This is a genomic window from Lysinibacillus halotolerans, assembly GCF_003711845.1.
Classification (GTDB): domain Bacteria; phylum Bacillota; class Bacilli; order Bacillales_A; family Planococcaceae; genus Ureibacillus; species Ureibacillus halotolerans.
In genome coordinates this window covers 16,060-41,429 of sequence record NZ_RHLQ01000013.1, presented here as the reverse complement: position 1 = coordinate 41,429, position 25,370 = coordinate 16,060, and the positions used below count along the sequence as shown (strand labels likewise).

At 36.4% G+C, this 25,370-nt stretch carries 25 protein-coding genes; 3 read left to right on the top strand and 22 right to left on the bottom strand.

From position 1 onward, the window contains the following. Positions 1-36: 36 nt before the first annotated feature. From EC501_RS07040 to EC501_RS06950, 19 genes are all read right to left on the bottom strand, one after another. Positions 37-1,317: an L-lactate MFS transporter gene (locus EC501_RS07040; RefSeq protein WP_122971590.1), complete on the bottom strand. Its 1,281-nt coding sequence runs from the start codon at positions 1,315-1,317 to the stop codon at positions 37-39. Positions 1,318-1,921: 604 nt separating this feature from the next. Next, positions 1,922-2,344 carry a universal stress protein gene (locus EC501_RS07035; RefSeq protein WP_122971589.1) on the bottom strand — a complete coding sequence of 141 codons (423 nt, stop codon included), beginning with the start codon at positions 2,342-2,344 and terminating at the stop codon, positions 1,922-1,924. Positions 2,345-2,549: 205 nt separating this feature from the next. Then, positions 2,550-3,266 (bottom strand): amino acid ABC transporter ATP-binding protein, encoded by a 717-nt coding sequence (locus EC501_RS07030; protein WP_122971588.1) that lies wholly within the window; start codon positions 3,264-3,266, stop codon positions 2,550-2,552. Next, positions 3,259-3,915 (bottom strand): amino acid ABC transporter permease, encoded by a 657-nt coding sequence (locus EC501_RS07025; protein WP_241559292.1) that lies wholly within the window; start codon positions 3,913-3,915, stop codon positions 3,259-3,261. The genes EC501_RS07030 and EC501_RS07025 overlap by 8 nt, the downstream gene beginning before the upstream one ends. Positions 3,916-4,142: 227 nt before the next feature. After that, the gene (locus EC501_RS07020; RefSeq protein ID WP_122971586.1) at positions 4,143-4,940 is read right to left on the bottom strand and encodes a transporter substrate-binding domain-containing protein; all 798 of its coding nucleotides are present in this window, start codon (positions 4,938-4,940) and stop codon (positions 4,143-4,145) included. Positions 4,941-4,966: 26 nt separating this feature from the next. Then, positions 4,967-6,271, bottom strand: a complete 1,305-nt coding sequence (locus tag EC501_RS07015) for an aspartate aminotransferase family protein (RefSeq protein ID WP_122971585.1) — start codon at positions 6,269-6,271, stop codon at positions 4,967-4,969. A gap of 386 nt (positions 6,272-6,657) precedes the next feature. Beyond that, positions 6,658-7,467 carry a C40 family peptidase gene (locus EC501_RS07010; protein ID WP_122971584.1) on the bottom strand — a complete coding sequence of 270 codons (810 nt, stop codon included), beginning with the start codon at positions 7,465-7,467 and terminating at the stop codon, positions 6,658-6,660. Continuing rightward, a complete protein-coding gene (locus tag EC501_RS07005) occupies positions 7,464-8,258 on the bottom strand; it encodes a serine hydrolase (RefSeq protein ID WP_122971583.1) in 795 nt (264 codons plus the stop codon). Before EC501_RS07005 ends, EC501_RS07010 begins: the two co-directional genes overlap by 4 nt. After that, positions 8,258-9,190, bottom strand: coding sequence for a S66 peptidase family protein (locus EC501_RS07000; protein WP_122971582.1), 933 nt, complete (start codon positions 9,188-9,190; stop codon positions 8,258-8,260). The genes EC501_RS07005 and EC501_RS07000 overlap by 1 nt, the downstream gene beginning before the upstream one ends. Positions 9,191-9,193: 3 nt before the next feature. Then, positions 9,194-10,135, bottom strand: a complete 942-nt coding sequence (locus EC501_RS06995) for an ATP-binding cassette domain-containing protein (RefSeq protein WP_122971581.1) — start codon at positions 10,133-10,135, stop codon at positions 9,194-9,196. After that, a complete protein-coding gene (locus EC501_RS06990; RefSeq protein WP_122971580.1) occupies positions 10,125-11,186 on the bottom strand; it encodes an ABC transporter ATP-binding protein in 1,062 nt (353 codons plus the stop codon). Before EC501_RS06990 ends, EC501_RS06995 begins: the two co-directional genes overlap by 11 nt. A 14-nt stretch (positions 11,187-11,200) precedes the next feature. Next, complete coding sequence (locus EC501_RS06985; protein ID WP_122971579.1) at positions 11,201-12,175, bottom strand: ABC transporter permease; 975 nt, start codon at positions 12,173-12,175, stop codon at positions 11,201-11,203. Continuing rightward, positions 12,175-13,119, bottom strand: coding sequence for an ABC transporter permease (locus EC501_RS06980; protein ID WP_122971578.1), 945 nt, complete (start codon positions 13,117-13,119; stop codon positions 12,175-12,177). The genes EC501_RS06985 and EC501_RS06980 overlap by 1 nt, the downstream gene beginning before the upstream one ends. 112 nt (positions 13,120-13,231) lie before the next feature. Beyond that, entirely contained in the window at positions 13,232-15,067 is a 1,836-nt protein-coding gene (locus tag EC501_RS06975) for a peptide ABC transporter substrate-binding protein (protein WP_122971577.1), read from the bottom strand. A gap of 30 nt (positions 15,068-15,097) precedes the next feature. Then, a complete protein-coding gene (locus EC501_RS06970; protein ID WP_122971622.1) occupies positions 15,098-16,165 on the bottom strand; it encodes a dipeptide epimerase in 1,068 nt (355 codons plus the stop codon). 71 nt (positions 16,166-16,236) lie between these two features. After that, positions 16,237-17,031 (bottom strand): M55 family metallopeptidase, encoded by a 795-nt coding sequence (locus tag EC501_RS06965; protein ID WP_122971576.1) that lies wholly within the window; start codon positions 17,029-17,031, stop codon positions 16,237-16,239. Then, positions 17,028-17,711 carry a M15 family metallopeptidase gene (locus tag EC501_RS06960; RefSeq protein ID WP_241559291.1) on the bottom strand — a complete coding sequence of 228 codons (684 nt, stop codon included), beginning with the start codon at positions 17,709-17,711 and terminating at the stop codon, positions 17,028-17,030. Before EC501_RS06960 ends, EC501_RS06965 begins: the two co-directional genes overlap by 4 nt. 333 nt (positions 17,712-18,044) lie before the next feature. Further along, positions 18,045-19,103 carry a P1 family peptidase gene (locus EC501_RS06955; RefSeq protein ID WP_122971575.1) on the bottom strand — a complete coding sequence of 353 codons (1,059 nt, stop codon included), beginning with the start codon at positions 19,101-19,103 and terminating at the stop codon, positions 18,045-18,047. Positions 19,104-19,136: 33 nt separating this feature from the next. After that, entirely contained in the window at positions 19,137-20,090 is a 954-nt protein-coding gene (locus EC501_RS06950; protein WP_122971574.1) for an aminoglycoside phosphotransferase family protein, read from the bottom strand. A 130-nt stretch (positions 20,091-20,220) separates the two neighbouring features. Between EC501_RS06950 and EC501_RS06945 the strand changes: the two genes are divergently transcribed. Further along, complete coding sequence (locus EC501_RS06945; RefSeq protein ID WP_122971573.1) at positions 20,221-20,394, top strand: asparagine synthase; 174 nt, start codon at positions 20,221-20,223, stop codon at positions 20,392-20,394. A 253-nt stretch (positions 20,395-20,647) separates the two neighbouring features. Continuing rightward, complete coding sequence (locus tag EC501_RS06940; RefSeq protein WP_338322892.1) at positions 20,648-20,941, top strand: Parvovirus coat protein VP1-like protein; 294 nt, start codon at positions 20,648-20,650, stop codon at positions 20,939-20,941. 55 nt (positions 20,942-20,996) lie between these two features. Here EC501_RS06940 and EC501_RS06935 read toward each other — a convergent pair whose 3' ends face one another. Further along, entirely contained in the window at positions 20,997-21,356 is a 360-nt protein-coding gene (locus EC501_RS06935) for a hypothetical protein (protein WP_122971571.1), read from the bottom strand. A gap of 136 nt (positions 21,357-21,492) precedes the next feature. On the opposite strand from EC501_RS06935, the gene EC501_RS06930 reads away from it, so the two are divergent. Then, positions 21,493-22,518, top strand: coding sequence for a threonine aldolase family protein (locus tag EC501_RS06930; protein WP_122971570.1), 1,026 nt, complete (start codon positions 21,493-21,495; stop codon positions 22,516-22,518). A 224-nt stretch (positions 22,519-22,742) separates the two neighbouring features. Here the strand turns inward: EC501_RS06930 and EC501_RS06925 are convergent, their stop codons facing one another. Together EC501_RS06925 and EC501_RS06920 are read right to left on the bottom strand one after the other, a co-directional pair. Next, positions 22,743-23,951, bottom strand: a complete 1,209-nt coding sequence (locus tag EC501_RS06925; RefSeq protein WP_122971569.1) for an MFS transporter — start codon at positions 23,949-23,951, stop codon at positions 22,743-22,745. A 322-nt stretch (positions 23,952-24,273) separates the two neighbouring features. Then, on the bottom strand, positions 24,274-25,326 hold the full coding sequence (locus tag EC501_RS06920) for an ABC transporter substrate-binding protein (RefSeq protein ID WP_122971568.1): 1,053 nt from the start codon (positions 25,324-25,326) through the stop codon (positions 24,274-24,276). Positions 25,327-25,370 lie beyond the last annotated feature (44 nt).

Sequence of the window (25,370 nt, the reverse complement as noted above, 5' to 3'; positions counted from 1 at the left end):
GCGATATGACGAATATTCGGTAGTTTATTTTCACTCTTATAATGTTGTAGTTGAGAGATCTCCAACTGTTTCTTTTTTCTTTTGTTCCATTAGTTTTTTCTTTTTGTTTACGTCTGCACGTAGCAATAAAGAAATTAATAAAGATATCGCAATTAATCCAGTAAAGAGGTAGAACACAGTAATGTAACTTCCAGATGCACTCTTTATAGAATTAACGATAATCGGACCAAAAATTCCACCTAGTGACCAAGTTGTTAATAAGTACCCGTGGATAACACCTAGTTGTTTTGTTCCAAATAAATCACTAGCATATGCCGGTAAATTAGAGAATCCACCACCGTAACAACTAACTACTAGGAAGATAAATGCTTGGAATAAAAAGACATTTGTTGTAAATGGTAATACAGCGAATGTAATGACTTGAATTGTGAAGAAGATAACGAATATATTTGGACGACCAATATAATCGGAAATTGCTGCCCAAATTAATCGACCACCACCGTTAAATAATCCCATTACACCAACCATTGCCGCAGCACCTGCGACCGATAGTCCGACAATTTCTTGCGCCATCGGAGAGGCAACAGAAATCATCATAATTCCGGCAGTAACGTTTACTAAATGCATTGCCCAAAGCATCCAAAACTGTCTTGTTTTTACAGCTTCTTTTGCTGACATTTGGGATAAATCTTGTTTTACTACTTTTGTTCCTTCTTCAGTAGCTTTCTTCATTCCTTCTGGCATATAACCTTGTGCAGGAGGGGCAATATATAAAGCTCCTAAAATCATTAATACAAAATAGCTAATCCCTAAGATGAAGTATGTATTAGAAATCCCTACACCTTCCATTAAGTTTGCTGCAACCGGTGCAGTAATTAATGCCCCAGAACCAAAGCCTAATACAGCCATCCCTGTTGCTAACCCACGACGATCAGGGAACCATTTTACTAATGTTGATACAGGTGCAATATATCCAATCCCCATACCTAAACCACTTAACAATCCGTAAGTTAACCAATAAAGAACAACTGAATCCATTACGATTGCTAAACCAGAACCTGCTTGTCCAGCACCAAATAGTAGCGCAGCAATCATAGCTGATTTTCTTGGTCCCATTTTTTCTACTAATTTACCAAATAGTGCAGCTGCAAATCCAGCTAACCCCATCATAATTGTAAAGGCAACAGTGACATTTGTTGCACTCCAACCCATTTCCGTTGTAATCGGAATTTTATAAACGCTGTAGGCGTATGCGCCACCTATCGAAAGATGTATTGCAATCGCAGAAAGCGCAATTAACCATCGATTTTTCTTCATATTTCTCTTTGAACCCCTTTCTTTCTAACTTTGAACAAGTTGTGACAACTACTTTATCAAGATAACATTTACAAAATATGAAAATCAATAGTTTTTGTAAAAAAATTATTTGAATAAAACAGTTTTTTTCTGCAAAAAGTAGAAAATAATAAAATAAGCGCAAAATCCACATAGAATAAATGATAAAAACCATCCACGCCTTCATTTTTCTATAATAATGTTTCTATCGATATGTATAAAGTTTCCTCATCACAAAACCCTATAACACAAGCACTCTTACCCTTCACAAAGATATTACACCTTTTAGAATTTATATTCAAAAATTAGAAATTAACTATCAAATAAGAGAAATTGTTTTCAATCAATCAACATAATTTTGATAACCTTTTTCCCTACAACATAACAAAAAACAAAATAAAAACACTGGTTATCGAATTAACTTTATTATATTTATATAACATTTTTCCGATTGAATTCCCATAAAAATAAATGATGGATGAAAATTAGCGAGAATATTTTTTTATTAATATTTTTGTCGTTCAATCAGAAAAACCTCCTTCTAAGCAGAAATTCCTTCTGCCTAAAAAGAGGAATCATGTAAATATTACCGAACAATTAGTACTTCACACGGAGCAAACTGAGCAATACGTTCTGCGACAGATCCGATGAGCATTTTTTCAATTTGATTCGTTCCCATCGCCCCGCAAACAATTAAATCAACATCAAGTAGCTCAATTAAAACTTCTTTTGAAGAGCCTTCTTTAACCACTACGTCTACCTTACTTACACCAGCTTGCTCCGCTTTACTTTTGAGCTCTTCCAATTTCATATTACTTTCCTTCACCAATTTTCCAGCAAAGTCTAAATCATATGCTGTTATAGAACCAAAGGATTTCGTGTCAACGACATGAACTAATAATAATGTTGCTCCATAATGATTCGCTACATTAATTGCTCGTTCAAACGCTTTTAACGACAGTTCAGAAAAGTCTATTGCAACTGCGATTTTTTGATATTGCCCACTCATACGAAGTCCTCCATACTTAAAAAAGCTTCATTAAAGACTAGTTCAAAACATAACCGAATAATGTTAGGATGTGCAAAAAACGCTATAAAATTCATCTTAAAAAACTGATATATGCTCCTCTACTTTTTGTTATAGTATTTTCCCAATCAAAAACCGTCAGTTATCCATGATGAACTGACGATTCGTTCATTTAACTCTCATTCTATTAAAGCACTTTATCTAAAAAGGCTTTAGCTCGATTAGACTTAGGAGAATTGAAAAACACTTCTGGTGCGGCATCTTCAACAAGATAACCACCCTCAAGGAATAGAACACGATCTGCCACTTCACGGGCGAATCCCATTTCGTGGGTTACAATAATCATCGTCATTCCTGATTCCGCTAGTGATTTCATCACGTTTAACACTTCTTTTACCATTTCAGGATCCAATGCAGAAGTCGGTTCATCAAAAAGCATAACCGTTGGATTCATAGCAAGGGCACGGGCAATGGCAACACGTTGTTTTTGCCCGCCAGAAAGACGATTTGGGTATTCATTTCGTTTTTCAAACAAGCCTACTTGACGAAGAAGATCCTCTGCCGTTTCAACCGCTTTATTTTTTGACATTCCCTTCACGTTCATCGGTGCGTAAATTAAGTTTTCGAGTACCGTTTTATGAGGGAATAAATTGAAATTTTGAAATACCATCCCTAAATTTTCACGGACTTTCAATATATTTTTTTCCGTAATTAATGTACCACCAACGGTAATTTCCCCACTTGTCGGCTCTTCTAAACGATTAATACATCGTAAAAACGTCGATTTTCCTGATCCAGAAGGACCGATGACCGCAATGACTTCTTTTTCTTTAATTTCAGTTGAAATTCCTTTTAATACGTCATTTTTACCAAATGACTTTTTTAAGTTTTCGATTTTAATCACTACGTCTCATCCTCTTTTCTATCATTTTTCCAAGGAATGTTAATACTAGTGTCATAATGTAATAGATGATACCAGCGATTAATAATGGTTCTAAATAACGGAATGTGTCTCCTCCAACAACGTAAGCACGACGCATAATATCTAAAGCACCAATAACCGTTACGATGGCGGACTCTTTATTTAACGTAATAAATTCATTCATCAATGAAGGTAAAATATTTTTCATTGCTTGTGGCAAAATAATATCCTTCATCATTTTACTATAAGGAACACCAAGTGCCTTTGCTGCCTCTTGTTGACCTTTATCAACCGCATTTATTCCCGCACGTATAATTTCAGAAATATATGCACCCGAGTTTAATCCAAAGGCGATGATCGCTGCGGGCATTGGTTCTATATTAAACCCAAGAATTTGTGGCATCGCATAATAAATGAGCATTAATTGTAGTACAAGGGGTGTACCACGGAAGATCGATGTATAAAATTCAGCGAACCATTTTAACGGCTTAATGCTGCCAATTTTACAAAGAGCTAGTAATATCCCAAGAATCAAACCGATAACCGTTGCAAAAATAACTATTTGTAAAGTAATACCTATTCCTTCTAATATGTAAGGAATAGAGGGTACGACTTTCGAAAAATCAAACATCGTATGTCCCCCTTTCTTCATGTTAGATTGTTATGATAGTTAGAAGCGAAAAATCTGCTCGCTTTCCAAAGGAATAATCGTTGCCACCTTACCACTAAAATGACCTTCAATGATTATTTAAAAGGCACAATATAGAGGCAATACTTTTGGTGGCTCACGATTCCCTTAGGAGACTCGCAGATTGTAATATCAGACTTTTTATTTCACTAAAGATGTGGATAAGCTAATTATTCTTCAACTACGAACCATTTTTTCTTCAGCTCATCAATTTTCCCTTCGTCGATTAATACTTGAATCACTTCATCGAATTCAGCTTTTAAATCGCTACCTTCTTGGAAAACAACGGCTTTAAAATCCGGATCTTCTACTTCAAGTGGAAATGAAGTTAAATCATCGTTTTGCGCTAAATAATTTTCAGCAACGATATTTTCAATCACCGCACCTTGGAAACGACCATTTTTCAACTCTTGAATAATTTCAGGAATTAAATTACGACTTTCAACTGTAAATCCATTTTCCTCGGCAAAAATTTTAGCCAAATCTTCTTGAATAGAAGAAACTTGCGCACCTACTACTTTTCCTTTTAAATCTTCTAAAGATGAAATGTTACTATCTTTCGGAGTAACTAAATATTGTTCTGTTTCATAGTAAGGGACAGAAAAGTCTACCACTTCATCACGATCTTCTGTCGGTGTCATTCCAGCAATGACAAAATCAAATTTATCCGCTTGAAGTCCAGGGATTAAACTATTAAAATCCGTATTCGTAAATTGTAATGTATACCCTAAACGTTCTGCGATTAAGTTTGCTAAATCAATATCAAAACCGATAATTTCATCACTTTTTGCTGTATCAACATATTCAAATGGCGCATAGTCCGCTGATGTACCTACTCGTAAAACTTTTGCTTCTTCTGTTTTTTCTTCTGTTGTTGAACTTGATGACGCCCCTTCATCAGATGTACCACAAGCTGCTAAAATACCCATTACTAATACAAGCATGAATAAAAATACTTTATTTTTCATTGTTGTTCTCTCCTTTGTTGGTTAAATTATTGTTCTTCCATATATCGTTGAATAGCTTTTTCTAACATTGATAATCCCGTATCAATTTGTTCTTTTGTGACAGTAAGGGGTGGAATCATCCGAATCACTTCCCCAACATTTCCGCAAAGATAGAACAGGACTCCTTCTTCTAATGCATAATCAAGAATTTTCATGACCGCTTGTCCATCAAGTTCTCCTGTTTGAGGATTTGAAATTTCAATCCCAATCATCAACCCAGCAGAACGAACATCACTAATGACGGAATATTTTTCTTTCAACTGAAGTAATTGTTCTTTTGCATAAGCGCCAATTACTTTCGAATTTTCTATTAATCTTTCGTCATGTAAAATTTCTAACGTAGTCAGTGCAACCGAACAAGCAATGGGGTTTCCGCCAAAGGTTGTTCCATGCATTCCTAAAGGCCACTTTTTCATCAATTCCTTCGAAGCGACAGTAGCACTTAAAGGAAGTCCTGATGCAATTCCTTTTGCAATAGCCATAATATCCGGTGTTACGTCAAAATATTGGGCTGCAAACCATTCACCTGTCCGTCCAAAGCCTGTTTGTACTTCATCGAAAATAAGTAATATCCCATATTCATCACAAATTTCTCGTACCTTTTTCACCCATGCTTTTGGAGGAATAATGTATCCCCCTTCACCTAGAATCGGCTCCATAATGACACAAGCTACTTCTTCAGGCGTAACTTGATGTTTAAATAGTCGATTAAAGTCTTTTTCCAGCTGATTCACACAATATGTTTCAGGATCTTCCCCTTCCGGACAACCTTTCACATCCGCATATGGGATTTGATAAGAAAGATGGGATGGTTGTAAAAACTTACGATATTTCGATTTCGATGTTGTTACACTTAATGCACCCATCGATCGGCCATGGAAACAACCGGTAAAGGATACAACATAAGGGCGTTCCGTTACAAATTTCGCAAGCTTTAATGCTCCTTCTATCGCTTCCGTTCCGCTATTAGCAAAGAAGAAGCAATCTAAATCCCCTGGCAACACTTTACCAAGTTCTTCTGAAAGTCTTAAGATTGATTCATACATGATGACACCCGATGGTCCATGTACTAAATTATCCGCTGCATCTTTAATGCTCTGAACAATTTTCGGATGGCGATGTCCCGTATTTGTTACAGCAATCCCTGATGTAAAGTCTAAATATTTCTTCCCATCCACTCCGTAGTAATAACAACCTTCTTCTTTTACTATTGGAATATTTGGATGGTCTTTTGCCATACTCGGAGCTAGAAAATCCCCCATTGAGTCATATAAATTCAACCAATTACTCATGTTGTATTCCTCTTTCCTTGCTATTGAACTAGTCATTTTTTGAATGAGATTACTATATTTAATATTTATATACTTTACACCCATATGTATAAATATGCAATAACTAATTTTTTGAAAATTATATTTTAAAAGGCGTTAAATTATTCCAAAAATCTAATAATAACCATAACTATTGCATTGAGTAGGTTCGAATGGAAATAGCATTCAAATTAAAAGATCTAATTCATTTTGTCATTCAATTATTAATATTCTGGATTATAAAATATCCGTTTATTTATACAATGTAGCCATCTGTTAATCTTTCGTCTTATCAAATTTTTCTAAAATAAAAAAGCATAACCGTCTCTTTAAAGACCATTATGCTTCCCAAAATTCCCATTTCGTTTTCATGCAAAAAAACTTCCTACTGCTATAATCGTTGTTGCTAAATCTTTTCGAAAGTAAGGGTGATTTTCATTTAAACTGTTAATCGAAACTTCATTTCCTCCAAGGGAAGAATGAACATATAAATCATCGCCCATATACATCCCAATATGCCCTGGGAAATACAATAAATCCCCTTTTTGAATGTTTTCCATGTTGATTTCTTTAATTGGAAAACCGTCTACTATTTTTGCATCTCGATAAATTTGAACGCCATTTAACATATATGCCATGGAACAAAGGCCTGAACAATCAATTCCTAGTGGCGATTTCCCTCCCCATCGATAAGGTGTTGTTAAATAGCTTAAAGCCGATTGTACAACTTGATCTCGGAACTGTTGCTCTGATAGAAGATTTTGTATTACTTTCGGTTGCAGCCAATGTTTCCGCGTGTAACCAACTTCCCCGGTCGCTAATTCTACTTTTTCCCACTCAGTATCGTCATCACTTGTTACTACTCGTATAACCGAACCCCTAACAACAGTTATCAATTTCCCACTTTGAATTCGAGGTTCCTTTAAAATGTCAGCAAAATTTTGACGAATGATATGCTTTGCTTCCAATAACCATTCATTTGTTTCATCTACAAGTAATAAATCTTCCTTTTTACAAAAGCCTTCATAACGATATTCTGTCTGTATAAATACCCATCCTTGTTCCTTTTCTTCAAGAATAGCTACGGTCATTCCGTATAATACTTCATCAATCAACGCAGAGGACTCATTTGGTTCAGCGTGTAAACTAGCAATCATTTTCTTTACGATTCCTTTCATAAAACCCCCTCCTTATTTCCAATTAAATGCTGATAAACCGTTTGGGAAATCCGACCAATAAGTTGCTTTGCCCTTTCATTACTCGAATGATTGGTCACAAACACTCCGATTAGATAATTTTTTGATGGATGGAAGACGATGCCAACATCATGTTCTACTGTATCCAAACTACCCGTTTTATGGGCCATCTTCACGTCATTTAGGAAATATCGTTTAAGAGAATCTTGAATTCGTTGTCGACTTAAAATGTTGATAGCCAAATCGCTATAAGTTTCGGATAAAAGTGTTTTTCGATAAATATGAGTAAAAAGGGTTGCCATGTCCTTTGCCGTCGTTACATTATCAATTCCTTTTTCCATTCGGATAAAGTCCATCATTTTTCGGTTCACCGACGTTTCTGTTAAACCGATTTTCTTAAAATAACGATTCAAATTATCCATTCCAACGAAATCGATGAGGACGTTTGTTGCCGTATTATCACTCGTTATAATCATCCAAACGAGTAGTTCATATAAGGTGCTTTTTGTTTGACCTTGTTCTGTAATCACACTAAAATCCACACAATTTCCCTTCGTGATCGTTAGTTCTTGATATAACAATCCATCCCTTTGTTCAATGTAATCAAGAACAGCTATTAAAATAGGGACTTTAATCAGACTAGCACTTGAAAAAACATCATAAATTCCTTTTTCAAATAAAATGTTATCCGTATCCATATCTTTCACAACGACTTTTACATCGAAGGATTCTTCATCGATTAATCGGGAAATCCTATCTTGTAAATATTCCATTAGCCAATGACTTCCATTACTTTTTTCTCGCTATTTAATCGAACTGTTCTACCTAATGGTAAAGACATCGTTGGTAAACAGTGACCACACGCGACATCCATTAAAATTGGTTTATTACTAGGTACGAGTATTTCTTCAAAAATCGTTTGTAAACGAAGACTTTGTTCTGGATGATTCGGATTTTGTGGCCCACAATTTGTCCATGCCCCTAAAATTATTCCTGCCGCGTCATCTAATTTTCCTGCCAACTTTAGCTGGGTTAACATTCGATCGATACTTCTTTCGTACTCATCAATATCTTCTAAAAATAAAAGTTTTCCCCTTGTATCAATTTCATAAGGAGTACCTAGGGTCGCTGTTACTAAAGTTAAATTCCCACCAATTAACGGACCGGTGACTTCACCTGGTACAAGGGTTGTCATTCTTTGATTGGATGGATTCTCTAAAAAAAACGATGCACGTTCAGTTTCGGTTATGTTTTCTAAAAAAGAATTCCATGTATAGTCATCCATCTCCGGCTTTACAAATTCCGTCGAAGGCATTGGAGTATGATAGGTGACGAGTTCACATCGTTGATTGAAAGCGATATGTAAGGCAGTCACATCACTATAGCCTACAAATACTTTCGGATTCTCTTTAATCATTTCATAGTCTAATAGAGGTAAAATTTTTGTCGCGCCATAACCTCCTCGTATACAAAATATGCCATCAATATCTGGATTTTTAAACATCTCGTTTACATCCTTTGCTCGCAGTTCATCTACGCCAGCTAAATAGCCGTGTCTTTCCCGGCAAGAATCTCCAACAACAACTTTAAACCCTAGTTTTTCAACAGCTTCAACCGCCTTCGGTAAAACTTCCGGAGGCGTCGCACTGGAAGCACCAACAAGTCCAATTGTATCCCCTTTTTTTAATCCTTTCGGAATTTTCATCCATTACACCTCGATTTCCAAAGTTGTTCGATAACGCTCCATTTCCTCATCATTTGCTAATACAAAATGCCCTTCTTCGATTTCCATAAAGGAAGGTGGATTTGACTCATAGTTATGCTGGGATGGGTCATACACCTCCATCACCTTTTCCCTCTCTTTATACGGATTCGGCTCCGGAACAGCTGATATCAACGCGCGGGTATAAGGATGAATAGGGTTAGCAAAAAGCTTTTCCGTTTCAGCCAACTCGACAATTTTCCCTTTATAAATGACCGCTGTTCGATCGGTGATAAATCGTACAATCGATAAGTCATGGGCAATAAACAAATATGTTAACCCTTTTTGTTTTTGTAAATTCGATAATAAATTTAATACTTGCGCACGAATCGACACGTCCAAAGCAGATATTGGCTCATCAGCAATGATGAACTCCGGTTCCATGATAAGTGCGCGGGCAATTCCAATTCGTTGACGTTGACCTCCCGAGAATTCATGGGGAAAACGGCTAGCAAACTCAGGCAGCAACCCTACTTCCAGTAATGCATCATGGACCTTTTTTTGTCTTTCTGCCTCATCCTTATAATGTTTTGTATTCATTAATCCTTCAGAGATGATGTAATCTACTTTTGCCCGCTCATTCAGCGATGCCATTGGATCTTGGAAAATCATTTGGATTTTTTGTGTAATTTCCCGATCCCATTCTTTCGATATTTTTCCGTTAATCGGCTTTCCATGGAATAAAATTTCGCCGCCAGTTACTTCATTTATTCGCATTATCGAGCGACCAATTGTTGTTTTCCCTGAACCCGATTCCCCTACAAGCCCAAAGGTTTCACCTTTATATATTTGAAAACTAACTTGATCAATCGCTTGGAATTTATTTTTTCCCTTCCCAAAGGCGACTTCTAAATTTTTCACATCCAGTAATACTTCTTTAGTGTTCATGGGCAAATCGTCTCCCCTCCTCAAAAAATGCTTGCAAGTTTTGCGGAAGTTCCACCTTCGGTGCATTCGGGTGAAGTAACCATGTCTTCGCATAGTGGGTTTCGCTAACTTTAAAGAAAGGCGGACGTTCTTCAAAATCAATTTTTAAAGCATAAGGATTACGTGGTGCAAAGGCATCACCTTTTATTTCTTTAAATAAGTTTGGTGGTGTACCTTTAATCGAATAAAGTTCCTCTCCCTTTGCGCCTAACTGCGGTAGGGAGGATAGAAGTGCCCATGTATAAGGATGTTTGCCATTGAAAAATACTTCGTGGGTTTGACCTACTTCGATAATATCTCCTGCATACATTACCGCAATCCGATCAGCTACCTTTGCCACGACCCCTAAATCATGGGTAATATAAATCGTTGTAAGTCCATATTTTTGTTGCAAGTTTTTCAACAGTTGTAAAATTTGCGCTTGAATTGTTACATCAAGGGCTGTAGTCGGCTCATCACAAATTAATATTTTCGGATTACAAGCAATGGCGATCGCAATGACAATACGTTGACGCATTCCTCCCGAAAATTCATGGGGATATTGCTTATACCTTTTTTCCACATCATGAATTCCTACGTCTTTAAGTAATTGCAATGTTCGTTGATAAGCCTCTTTTCCTTGTAATTTTTGATGGAGGATTACACACTCTTCTATTTGCTTTCCTATCGTTTTTAATGGATTTAAAGAAGTCATTGGGTCTTGTGTTACCATGGCAATTTCTTTCCCCCGAATTTTTAACCAATCCTTCTCAGTTGAAAACTTCGTTAAATCATCTTCTTTGTATAAAATACTTCCTTGGGCAACTGAACCATTTTTCTCTAGTAAACCGATGATTGATTTGACGAGAACGGATTTCCCTGAGCCCGATTCACCTACAATTGCAAGGCTTTCTCCTTTATATAAATCTAGAGAAATATTACGAATGGCTGTTAATACTTGACCACGCAGTTTAAATTGAATAACTAAATTTTGAATGGATAAAATCCGTGACTTCGTTTGAATTTCTTCCATCGGTATCCCTCCTTTTACACGTGGTTTTTCGGATCAGCTGCATCTGCAAAGGCGTTCCCAATAATATAAAATGAAATCGTGATAATACTTAAAACAATACTTGGGAATATCAATTGATAACGTAAATCGGGGGACATCATTAATACTCTTCCTTCATTGATTAAATTGCCTAAAGAAGGTTCGCTAATTGGTAATCCTAATCCGATATACGTTAAAAATACTTCTGCCCCAATGGCAAATGGAATAGCTAAACTCATTCGGAGCATAATGACTGAAATTAAATAAGGTAATAGGTTTTTAAGAATAATACGGTAACTCGGTGTTCCTAAACATTTTGATGCTAAATTGTATTCACGATCACGTAAAATTACAATTTGATTTCGAATGAAACGGGCCATTTCTACCCATCCGGTTATACACATGGCAATAATAATTGTTGAAATGCTTGGTCTTAAAATATATGACATTAATATAAGAACGATTGTTGTCGGAATATTTTCGACGATGTTATATGCTTGGGTAATCGGGGCTTCAAGTCTTCGGGAAAAGCCCCAAAGCGCACCAATCGTAATCCCTACAATCACTTCTACTAATGCCACAACGAAACCGATGAAAAGGGATGTTCGTGTTCCTGCCCAAATACGAGACCATAAATCTTGCCCTATCGAATTTGTTCCGAACCAAAATTCACTATTAGGGGCAATATTTCGAGCTTGGGAACTTGTTTGCTCATCAATATAAATTTCCGTTGGTGATTTTTGATAGGGTAAATAAGGTTGAATGATAACAAAGGCAACGATTATACAAACAAGGACTAACAGAAAAACAGCTAATCGATTTTTCAAAAAGGATTTCCACGTCGAACGCCAATATGAATAATTCGAATAACCGGTTTCTTCCGCCTTTTGCTCATCTACGACAGCGAATTCAAATAAGTTTTCATTAGATTTTTGTGATATGTTAGTAATTTCTTCAGAATATAGTCCCATTATCGAACACTCTCCCCTTTTCCTAACTTAATGCGAGGATCTACAAGTGCCATTGCTAAATCACCTAAGAACAATCCGATAATCCCTAAGGACGAGAATATTAATACTAACCCTTGTACTACGGCATTGTCCTGTCGTTGAATCGCATCTACAAGCAACCCACCCATGCCAGGAATAGAGTACAATGACTCGATATAAATGGAGCCTGTGATCGTAAATAAAATCGTAGCTGGTAAATATTGAGCCATTGGAATAAAGGCGTTTCGCATAACATGTTTAAACATTAATGTCCGCTCCTTTACCCCTTTTGCCCGCGCTAGTTTTATATAATCTTTGTTTAATTCATCTACCATATAACGCCTCATCCACATCGCATAAGATGCGGTTGGAGCTAATGCCATTGAAGTTAACGGTAATAGCCAGCTAACTGGATTATATTCATCAAATAACATTGGTAAATTAAATAAATCCGTTACATACATTTGAATGAAAATATAATAGACCGCTGCAGGTACTGCTACGACAAACACAATGTAGCCGGTTCCTAAACGATCAAGCCAACGTCCTTTCATTTGGGCCATTAAAATACCCAGGGGCACTCCAACAAGAAGTGAAAGGGCAACCGCTCCTAATCCAAATAAAATGGAGTACATCATTTTTTCAGCAATAATCGTTTTGACTGGTACATCCGTGCGATATGTAACCGAAGTTCCTAAATCCCCTTGGAGTAAATCTCCATAAAAATGACCTAGTTGAACAATCAATGGATCACGCAGTCCTAAATTCGTTAAATAAACTTCCTGTTGCTCCGGTGTCATTTTATCAGCCGCTGCCCCTAGGTACCCTTCTTCTGGCATTAAGCGTAGCAATGAGAAAACAATCGTAACGATAATAAAAAGGGTTACTACAGACTGTAACAACCGCTTTCCTAAGTACCTCCACATACTTTTACCCCTCCCTGCTATGAACAGAAGAATGAAAGGAAGGAGATGCCAAATTCGGTCCCGGACATCTCCTTAAGTCATCACTCTCCACTAAATTTCTCTTTTTGTTTCTCTACTGTTCTCCAGCACCCGCTAATGCTTCTGCCCGTTCTTGTTCCCATTTAGCTAAAGCTTCTTTATACTCCTCATTACTCATCGGTTTTTCTAATACTTTCTGACCTTTGAATTTCTCTAATGTTACGCCAAATGGGGAGTATTGGGCTTCAAATGGATTTAATTTGGAAGCAATATAACCAGTCCCCCCAACTGCGTAAGGAATGACAAAGGCTTCTTCGATTAGGAAGGCTTCTGCTTGAGCGAATAGTTCATAACGTTTTGCTAAATCCATTTCAGCCTTTGCTGCATCAACCATATTTTGATATTTTGACTTACCATTTGATTCTGTATAACCTTCAGCCAGTTCTGGTTTATTGTACGTTCCACCTTCTGTAAATGGATCTGTATACGAAGCTGGGTCAGCATAGTCTGGTCCCCAGTTTGCTTCTAATAATGCATATTTACCTGGGCGACGTACTTCTTGTAAAAATCCAGTAGAAGGACCTGCTTCCACAATGATATCGATATAATCAGCGCCTAGTAATGTTTCCAGTTGTTGTTCCACTACTTGCGAACGGTTTGCCCAGTCAGGACTGCCGGAATTATAAGGCATTAACACTTTTACAGGGAACGTTGCTTTTCCTTGTAATTCTGCCATTGCCTTTTCTTTGAACTCTAATGCTAAATCTTTATTGAATGAATCTGTATTAGAAATATTTTTTAATGGTTCTAATTGTGTATAATCGACTCCTTCAACATCGACAAAGTTCTTCGGTGTAATCGTGTTATTCAACATATCTTCAGGGTTGTATGGCTCTGTCGTTAACATTGCTGAAACTCGGTCAAGGGCGTGATATAACGATTTACGGAAATTTTTATTATTCACAGCAACTTTCCAGTTTTCTGGTTCATACTGGGCGTCAAATTGAGGATCAAAGTTCAGTGCATAGAAGTAAGTGTAGAAGTTATTTTGACTTTGACGAACTTGGGACTTTTTCTCTTCATCATTAAACCATTCATCGATAACAGAAGTTGGAATTGCTGCAGAATCAACCTCACCACGTAAGAATAATTCAGGTGCTACCGTTCCAGCTTCTTTGTTATATTTGTAGCGAATGCGATCGATGAACACATTTTCTTTATCCCAGTACGTATCATTTTTTACTAGGACGCGCTCATTTTGAGGTTCAAATTTATCTAAAATATATGCCCCGTTATAAAGGACATTTTCTTTCGTCGTACCGAAACTTTCCCCTTTTTCAGCTAAAAATTCGCCGTTAACAGGGAAGAAACAAACGTAGTTCAACATCGAAAGGAAATAAGGTGTTGGATTTTCAAGTGTATACTCTAAAGTGTACTCATCAATAGCCTTCACACCAACCTGTGAAAAATCCGTAATCTCGCCATTGTAGAAAGCATCTCCATTTTTTACAACAGTGGCAATCCACGCAGTTGACGATTCATTTTTGGCATCAAGGACATAATTTAAGCCGTCCACAAAGTCTTGTGCCACAACATCTGCATACTCTTCCCCTTCATTTGTAACCCATTTAACTCCTTGACGCAGTTTAAATGTCCAAACTGTGTTGTCTTCATTAGAAGACCAGCTTTCCGCTAAACTAGGTTGGACAATACCGTATTGATTGTACTCAATTAGTCCATCAATGATATTTGCAGACATTGCAAATTCATTTGCTTCAGCTGTTTTTAAGTAATTTAACGTTTTAATCTCTCCTGAATAAACGGTACGGTATTCCGATACTTTACCAGAAGATTCGTCCCCTTCTTCGCTACAAGCCGCTAAAAATGTGGCAACGATTGCAGCTAACAATAATAACCAAAACTTTTTCATTTTACCCCTCCCAATTCTTGCTTCTCTTTTTTATAATGAAAACCCGATTCCAGGCTTATCTAACATCGAAATGGATTGCCCATTGAATATTGGACCACCTGCAACAGGATCTTTCACACAAAGAATAGGTCCATCTAAATCGACCATCGTAATATTTTTTTGTGAAGCAGCAAAATGAGCTGCCGCGCTGACACTAATTTTCGTTTCCAACATGCAACCGATCATACATTGAATGCCATTTGCCTCTGCAATGTTGCATATTTTTTGCGCCTGGTATATCCCTCCAGTTTTCATCAATTTAATATTAATAAGGTCAGCCGCACGTTTTTCAATCACCGTAATAGCATCCTTTGGAGAAAAAACACTTTCATCCGCTAAAATATTTGTGATGGTGTTAGCAGTTACATATTGCATTCCTTCTATATCACTGTAATGAACCGGTTGTTCCACTAGTTCAATATTTGCATTTGCATCTTCTAAGGCACGAATAATTCGTACAGCTTCTTTAGGGGTCCAACCTTGATTGGCATCTACTCGTAATGTAATCGTCGGACCTACCGCATCCCGTATGGCTAAGATTCGTGCAATATCACCAGCTGGATCTTTGCCAACTTTAATTTTTAATATTTGAAACCCCCGTTTGATAGCTTCTAAACTATCCTTCACCATTTCTGCTGTCTCATTAACACTAATCGTAATATCTGTTACGAGCTCTTTTCGATAGCCCCCTAATAATTTATAAAGGGGGGCTTGATAACGTTTAGCAAGCAAATCATAAATAGCCATATCGATGGCCGCTTTTGCGCTCGTATTTTTGTATATGCTTTTGTCGAGACGTTCCATAATTTGTGAAATGTCTTCCACATCCATTCCGATAATGGCAGGCTTAATATATTCGTTAATCGCTTCAGTAATGGACGCATTCGTCTCACCGGTAATGACAGCAGTAGGCGCTGCTTCCCCTATTCCTATTTGCCCGTCATCTGCATGAACATAAATCGCAATATTCCGAATATAATAAACGGTTCGAAGAGCCGTTTTAAATGGAGTGATTAGAGGTGCCTCTACTACCCCTATTACTATGTCTTTTATTTTCATTAAATCACCTTTCAACTATTTACCTTTAAAGGATTCATATCCCTTTATTGGGAAATGGAATGGAGAATTGATTACGTTAAAAAATGTAAAATCCGTAACACTTCATAATAATCTTCCGTTACAAATTCCACCGTATTGTGCGGTTTAAAAGTAGCGCCCGGATAAAATGAATTACGATAGGCACGTGTATGATCCCGATATATGATTTCAACGACAAACTTCTCTGGCAACTTTACTTGTAATAACTCTCGATCGGCTTTCATCGCTTCTTCCACAAGTCTTTTTGTTTCAGCAATCGTAACCATTGGACTAACACTGATTGTGGCACTTCCAATTCCTTCTTTTGTTGCAAAGGTCACAATGTTTTCATTCACTGAATGAATTTCCTCTGTTAGGCCAACATCTCCACTAACAAAGGCAACTGGTACACCATGTATAGCAGCAGCATACGTATTAATTAGAAATTCGCTAGCGTACTCACCATTAATTTTTACATCTGCATTTACAACAAGGGTATGGGCTAATGGATTTCGATGACTTCCCCCCTTACTGTGATATCCGATAAATATCGCTCGATCAAAACTTTCATCTAATCCTGTTACCATACACATTGGATCACCAGTCCACCCTCGAATTACTTTACAATTCGCAGGCAAGTTGGAAATATCCAAATTCCGCGCAGAATCATGGGCATCTTTTAACAATATTTCCGTCGCTCCACCCGCAATCGCCCCTTCTACGGCAGCTTCTACTTCCTTTGTCATTTGCTGTAAAAAAGGTTGAATATCTGGTGTATTTAATTCCGTTTCAATCCAAGCTGTCGTTCCAGTAATTCCCTCTATATCTGCACTAATATATACTTTCATCGAAATCGAAACTCCTTTACGAGGTTATTTTCAATTGTTACTTCTACACCACCATATTGGGCTTTCTTTTCTCCCATGCGTCTTGCCCATTGAATGTTTCCGTAGTCATAATGCCACCATTCCCCTAAATAGTTTGCAAATCCAACTGCAGTCATGCAGTTATACAACAACCTTCTATTCTGTAAAGCATCCACATTTTCATCTAGATGATCTTCAAAATAACGGGTTACGGATTTTTCACTCAATTCATCAAATGCCGTGCCTAAATCAAGAGGATCCCCCTTTACATTCCCTAAAGTTAAATCTATGGCACCGCCCGTTAAATGGGGAGAAATTCGATCAGGCTCAAAACTTGGATAAGCAACATATTTTAACGTTTCATTTATTATCTCTTTTTCTGAAAATGTCGGGTTATTTCTTTTTATTTCATTTAAAAAAAGATGGAATAAATTTTGCTGTACCTGAAACGGTCGAAAACCATCATATAAAATCAAACTATACTCTTTAGGTAATAGTTGAAGGACATGTTGTAACTTTTCATACACTCCTTCTCGTAAATAAATGGATGCTAAACTACCTGAAATTTGTTGTTCAAAATACATCGGCTTTGTAAAAATCCTTGGATGATCATCTTTGATTTGGACAAGCTGTTCCTTATTGTCCACAATAATCGGGCTCACACTATCTATTAATCTCTTATTTTCAACAATTGGATCAAACATATGATGAATAAAACATCACCTCACACTATGTATAAGTAGCACAGATATTTAAATATTTAGATTATTCAGTATTTAAAAACAAATCTATCATACTTTACATTTTTTTACTAGGTAAAAAATAATATTTTTGCCATTTTAATGGCGCTTTCACTAGGATGTTATATTAAATATTTTCCATAGGAAATGTAGGAAATGTAAGTTTTCTATTAAGGGGCAGAATGAGTATTCTATAATTGCGATAAAAAGAAAAAGTTACTTAAGCAATTTATACTTAAATAACTTTGAATGTTTTTATTTTTCTTCAAATGAATAACCATGAACGATATGGCCATTTCGTCCTACTGTCGTTTCTGCTTGGGAGAGAGAATTAAGTATTGCTTCCTCTGTTGCCTCTGCAGCTGCTGTAAACAGTAAGTTCATTACAGCATGATCCTCACGTAATTGTGTACGAACTTCAACTACGCCATCAGTTGTATGAGGAATGGAATGAGCCGTAGTAAAACCAATCACAATATCTCCACTTCCATGGGAGAAATGGCTTCCCGTTCGTCCTAATCCTATACCACATCGTTTAATAATTCTTGTCAGTTGCCTGCTACTTAAAGGAGCATTTGTTGCAAGGACGATTATAATCGATCCATCTGTCGGTGAAATCGTAGAAGAATACTGGGTACTAGATTTTATGTATCGTTCTTTTAAAAATTCCGAACTGCTTCCAAAATTGCTTAATACGATACATCCTACCGTATAAGAACAGTTCATTCCTTCAACATGGACGAGGCGGGAAGAAGAGCCAATCCCTCCTTTATAACCGAAACAAACCATTCCTTTCCCTGCTCCAACAGCTCCTTCTTCAGCAACTTTAGTTGATGCGTTCAGAATCGCTTCCATCGCATGATCTGGTGTGACAGGAAAGGAGCGAATGGAGTTCAAATAACTGTCGTTACACTCTCCGACAACAACATTAACCGTACCGGTCGTAACACCAATTTCACGATTAGATTCTAACATATATTCAAGTGTACCTTGTGTAACGGCAGGAACAGCGAACGTATTCGTTAACATAATTGGAGATTCAATGACCCCTAGTTCGTTAACTTGAACAAGACCTGTCGTTTTGCCAAATCCGTTTAGGACGTAACTTGCTGCAGTTACCTTTTGCTGAAACAAATTATTTCCATGGGGTAAAATTGCTGTTACTCCAGTACATGCATATCCCCCCTCCTGATTTAATGGATAATCTAATGTCACATGGCCAACTTTGACACCGACCACATCGGTAATACAATTTTTCTTACCTACAGGTAACTTGCCAATTTTAATTCCTAGTTCCCTTACTTTTTTGCCCATTTTGCCACTCCTTTTTGCTTACACATTTATGTATTATGGAAGATACCATTTCGGAATGGTATTTTTGAAATTGTCATGGTCCTCTAACACTTCCAATGAATGTTTTAATAGTATATCGAAGGTTTCTGGTACGCTTTTTAATCCCCATACAAGTGAAGAAACGATATGCATTGCACTATATAAAGCGTATAACTTCCAAAAATAAGAAGAATCCATTGTCTGACCAGCAAGATAGCCAGCAATGACTCCCCTAGTAAATTCAACACTAACTTGTTTTGAGAAAAAACCTAACTTTTGTAAATCATGAATCGGATCTCCCCAATCCATCCTTTCAAAGTCAATAATGCCAGCAAAGGTCTTATCCTTTATTAATAAATTTGAAGGATGAAAATCATCGTGTTGAAATGTATTCGGTCGACCAATCATCAAATCTTCATTTTCTTTTATATAAGACTCTAGTAATTGTTTTATATTTTCATCAATATTAATATTTTTCAATTCAAGTAAATAATAATCGCTTTTTTTCTTTTTTACTATGTCCCAAGAAGGATAATGGGATGGGGCTACTAATTGATGTAATTTTCCTAGTTCATTCCCTGCCATATATCCGGCATCATATTGTTCAGTAGTAGTTAATTCTTTCAATGCTTCTTCTGCATCTTTCCCAGGTAAGAATGAGACGATCATATAACATTTATTTAGATCTTCAAGATGATTAAATTCGATTGTTTTTGGGACACATTCGGAAATGCTAGATAGTTGATGGATCGTGTCAAATTCTATTTTTCTTTTTACTTGTTGGTCCATGGGAAAAATTCTTAAAAGAAACCGCTGATCAATGACAAATTTTTGGTCGTTTGAAAATCCTTTTGTTAAAGGTAGAATGCTATCGGCATTTTTTAAATAGTCGATTCTCTTTATTAAATTGGATTCCAACTGATTACCTCCAACTATGTATTTATTTCCATGTAATATTCGATATTGCATTATAAAAACCTCTTTCTTACCACCTTCTCATTAGGATAATTGAATTTTCTCATGAAAAGAATATCCTCGTGGATTTTAAGAAATAATAGGAAAGGTGTCATCACCAACTAACTTCGATGGAGGGACTTTTATGAACAATATTCGTGAAGGATTAATCCCAACAGTGCTAGGTTCAGCAGTAACAGCTGCAGGTTATGCCATGAAACAAAAAAGTTCTAACAAAATGTTAGCAAACACGATTTTCGGTTTCGGTTTAGCCCATATTGTATTAGGTGCAATTGACCTAGTTGAACATCGTCGTTAGTTAAAAAGGAAGTGTCTAAGGCACTTCCTTTTTTTATTGAATATTTAGATTTCACTCAAATGGATTTTCCGTGTAAATATAGAAGCTCCGGAAAAATACATTTTGGTTTTTTCTACATCATACTTTTTGGTGATTAGCAATCATTACAGAGAAAACAAAACATTTAAGAGGTTTTATAATACATTTTTCTTATTTCCTACTGTCATTACTCGATTAAAGCCTATTTCACAATTCTAGTAAAACATAATTTATTATGACTAGAAAAAATAGAAAAGAGGTACAAAACATGCGTCGTCCTAGAATAGGATTGTGTTATCCCGGTTATCGTTACTGCGGACCCGGCTGTTCAGGGCCCGGTGCACCAACAAACCCAGTTGATGCTTGCTGTAAATTTCATGATGAATGCTATTTACAAAATAGCAATAAAAGATATTGTGATCGGTTATTTCAACAATGTTTATCTTCCTACACCCATTCCAATAGTAAGATGGGAAGAGATGCAAGATTTTTTTCTAGAGCTATCAACTTAAAAAATTTTTTCTTTTAAAGATAGAAGGAAAATCCTCTCCGCTAGATTTTCCTTTTTCTTTTGTAATAAGACATTATGAGGAAGTTGGCACTTTATTAATCGTCAATAATTGCCCCTCTTGTACGAATAATTGCCTCGATTCCGTTATTTCGTGTAATAATATGTTGGATTTCTTTTGTACTTTCAATTCAACACGATTGGAATTTAAAAGATTTGCCACTTGAACTGTACACGTTTTATAAGGTGCCATATGATTTTGGATATATTGTAAAAGTTCTCTTAACTCCCACGCTTTTTCTACTCCATTAACAATCTCCACTTGAACAGGGAAATCAAATCCAGGTATTGTTTCAACCTCAGCCTCCGTCATATCAAGGGAACCATTCCCTAAACCCATTTTTTGATCGGATGCTAAATAATAATAATTCGTCATAAACCGCTTCTCCCATTCTTCAGTTCTTTTATATAAATTCATTATTTTTAAATTATCATAAAAAGAAAGATTATTTCAAAAAATAGATTTGGTGGTATACTATGGAATAAAAATAAAAGATAAAGAAGGTTTCCATATGAAATATAGTTTTCGAAATGATTATAGTGAACTATGTCATCCAGCTATTTTAGAAGCATTAAACAAAGCAAGAAACGAGCAAAATGTTGGATATGGACTAGATCGGCATTCAGAAAATGCGAAACGATTAATTAAAGAGAAGTTGGAAAGCAATGATTGTGACATTCATTTTGTAACCGGCGGAACACAAGCAAATGCTTCTGTCATTTCCCACATACTTCGCCCATACGAAGCGGTACTAGCTTGTCATTCCGGTCATATTAACGTTCACGAAACGGGAGCGATTGAAGCAACCGGCCATAAAGTTTATACCGTTCCTGGACAAGACGGAAAACTTTCCCCAAAAGATATTGAAGCTGCATTAACTTACCATCAAGACGAACATATGGTGAAAATCGGATTAGTTTACATTTCCCAATCAACGGAAATTGGGACAGTTTACACACTAGATGAACTTTCAACATTATATGAATACTGTAAGCAACACAACCTCTATTTGTATATTGATGGAGCACGACTTTCAAGTGGACTGGCAGCTAGCGATGTGAAGTTTAATATGTTAAAGGATCTTTGTGACGTTTTTTACATAGGTGGAACAAAAATAGGTATGTTAAGTGGAGAAGGAATCGTCATCTTTCATGATAAATTAAAACCATATTTCCGTTATCATATTAAAAATAAAGGTGCTATGCTTGCGAAAGGATTTGTTGTCGGAATTCAATTCGAGGCTGCTTTTAAAGATGATTTATATTTTAAAATGGGGCAACATGAAAATGAACTTGCAAGTTTTCTAAGTCATGAGTTAAAACGATTAGGTGTTCCCCTTTTAAGTGAATCTCCTACAAATCAAATCTTCCCCATTTTCCATAAAGAAGTAGTTGATGCATTAAGGGAAATGTATGAATTTGAAATTTGGGAACCTGTAGAAGATAAAATCGCTATTCGGTTCGTTACATCTTGGTTTACTACGAAAGAAGTTTGCCAGGAGTTAATGGAGGATATTAAAACACTGATCCAAAAATAATGAAAATTTATCGAAGAAAATCAACCTCCTGCCCCACTAGCAGGAGGTTATCATTCCTTAAAGTTTTCTTAATAAACTTTTCCTTGCCTCATGTTCAATTTTACGGTCACAATCTTCGCAAGAAAATCTTCCATTCATATTTCGTTTGTATAAATTATATTTCCGAGTTCCTTCGATCACATGAAATGGTTGCTTACAAAAAATACATTGTAGTTCGTAGCTTATCAAGCTAACCCCTCCTTAAATTGTGATGAAGCTTTTTTAGAATACAAGATAATATACAATAATAATGCAAATAGAACTCCTAATATTCCAAAGGAAACCGTCGTAAATTGCAACGTAAACCATTCTGCAAATAGACCAATAAACAATGTAAACAGTATTTGAATTGTACTTTGAAAAATATTCGCAATACTGCCGAAACGTCCCATTATTTCAGCTGGGACACTTACTTGATAAAACGTATTGTACCCTGCATTACTAAATGCCATAAAAAACCCTAATGTCACAAAGCTTATTAACGCCAAATACATTGTTGACGAACAATAAAATAACGCATAAAAGAACATCGTTAAAAATAAACCATTTGCGATATATTGCCGACTTGTAAACTTATTGGCGTATTTTGCAGCAACCATACCACCGACAATAGCACCAACACCCGCCACACTGACCATCATTCCATATAAACTATCTGATAACGCCAATTGCTGCTTGATAAAAGTAGCTTCTTGGGAATCAAGGGCATGGGCAATCATTAGTGTTAACTGGAAAAATAAAAATATCTTTATGAATAAGCTATCTTTTTTGACAAAATCCATGACCGTCACATAATCTTCCTTTAGCATTTTCCAAGTCATCGTTTCCCTGACCGCTTCTGGTTCTTCTACATTGGGCAATAAATAAATGGCCCATGCACAAGTAAAGAACGTTAAGCTATTTACCCACATGGCGACAGATGTATCAAACAATAAAATAAGTCCCCCTGCAAGTGCTGGTCCGATTAAAAAGGAGCCTGAATTGAACATGCCTAATAAAGCATTAAATTGTTGTTTTTCTTCATTTGGTACTGATTTTGTAATATAGTACGTACTGCTCGGCGCAAAAAAGCTACTCGCAATATTGGCCATAAAAAGAAGAAGATAGATGAACCAGATGGAATCCATAAATGGCATCAACAAGACAATGGCCCCCCGACTCACATCACTTACTATCATTAGTTTTCGCTTATTCGTCCGATCAATGATAGAACCTGCAATAAAACTTGTTAATATTCGAGCAATTGGTCCAACAATATAAACTCCTGCCATTGCAGCTGGTGATTCGGTTAAATGCCAAACGAATAAATTTAATGCCACAAGGTAAATCCAATTTCCTAAATAGGAAAATCCAAACCCAAAAAAGATTAAATAATATTTCCGAATCATTTTCATTTTATCGCCCCCAATGGAACTAGCTCATAATCTTTCGTTTCTTCAATTCAAGATAACAATGAATAGCGAAGAAACGAAATGAAATTCCGAACATTTTTTCCAACGTTAAAGGGTACGAAAGGAATTGTAAATCGTTGGTCCGCTTCTTCAAATTTAAAATTCGGATTGGTATATCTATATGGATAATATTAACACCTACCAACCATTCTGTATATTGTCAAAATTCTGAACATTAAAACACAAAAAAAGTAAAGAAAAACATACCGTTTTCCTCTACCTGCTTATTATAAATAATATTCATTTTGTGATACTTGTTCTTACATTATTGCGAAGTGGCCATCTCAAATATTTCATTCGTAAAAGCCTCTTCTACATTAGCAGGTTTTTCGATTACCCCAAATTGGTGGGCGATGTCTGCTGTTTGTTGGAACATTTCCGCATCGGTTTGTCCAATCTTTTCCGGATCAAACCCTTCTGGAACGACAAGTTTTGCCACTTCTTTCATCATCGTCAATTGGTGTTCCCTTGTACTACTTCCTTCTTCAGATTCAGCCATTATAATATCTACTGCACCTTCTGGATCCTTTATCGCTTCTTGCCATCCTTTAATGGAAGCCCGAAGGAATTTTGCTGCCGTCTCTTTATTTTCTTCTAACCATTCTTTATTGGCAAATAGATTATCCTCGAGCATCGCAACACCTTCATCATTCATATCAATCACATTTAAGTCACTTTCTGAAACTCCCGATTCAAGAACAACATGATATTCATTATAGGTCATAGCAGATGCTGCATCTAGTTCTCCCGATAAAAACTGATCCATCGTAAAAGCTTGTTTTACAAAAGAAAGATCGCTATTTGGATCAAATCCATATTTATCAAATAAAGCTAATAGTTCAAATTCATTTCCACCCATCCAATTACCAACATTTTTGTCTTCTAAATCTTCCGGCGACTCAATTCCGGCATCCTTTTTCGAAATAAGTAACAATCCACTTTCTTGATAAATTTGTGCAATTTGCACTAAAGGCAACCCTTGTTCAATATGGGGTAATAAACTTGCTACCCAGTCAACCCCGATATGTGCCGCTCCATTAGCAACCTGTTGTTCCGGCACAATGTCAGGGCCACCTGGAGCAATTGTTACATCAAGCCCTTCTTCCTCATAATATCCTTTTTCAAGCGCTACATAATAACCGGCAAATTGGGCTTGGGGAACCCACTTCAATTGCAATGTAACAGGCGTTAAACCATTACTTGATGATTCAGAATTAGTCCCACTTTCCGTTTCAGATCCACACGCAGTCAATATCATAACTATGACAAGTACAAATAGTGCAAATAAACGATAAACACTATAAAATTTTCGTTTCATTCCCATTCCCCCTCTAATTCATTGTCATTTTATCTAAATTAAAT